A 379-nucleotide genomic window follows, 5' to 3' on the forward strand; every position below is an offset into this window, starting at 1 on the left:
AAGAGGAACGACAACGATGTGTGCATTGAAAGAAGTAATCGATTGAAAGAATATGTTCTTCGTGGTTAACGAAGGAGTTTTAGATTGATAATCGTTCGTTACGAACGGATAGTGATCGAAGTATTGGACAGAAAATAAACGAAGTGAAAATCATTCGTGAAGAACTTCGACATCCAAATATCGTCAGTTACTATCGAATCTTCGCTGAAAGTATCATTCATCTCCACACTTCTTCTTCTCTCGAACATTCTTTTCTCCTAGATGATAAATTGTACATCGTGATGGAATTAATCGCTGGTTCTACATTACAAGATTATCTATCGTTATTGAAAGAAACTAATCGGAACATGATCGAAGAGAGTATCTGGCGAGTGTTTAT

1 protein-coding gene is annotated in these 379 nt (G+C 36.1%); it reads left to right on the forward strand.

Features of this window, described 5'->3' with window-relative positions; genetic code table 11:
- Positions 1–143: 143 nt before the first annotated feature.
- A partial coding sequence (locus D7Y04_RS46335) for a hypothetical protein (RefSeq protein WP_233601898.1) occupies positions 144–379 on the forward strand: 236 nt, incomplete at its 3' end.

Origin of the sequence: Corallococcus sp. AB038B, assembly GCF_003668955.1 — a bacterium.
Taxonomy (GTDB): domain Bacteria; phylum Myxococcota; class Myxococcia; order Myxococcales; family Myxococcaceae; genus Corallococcus; species Corallococcus exiguus.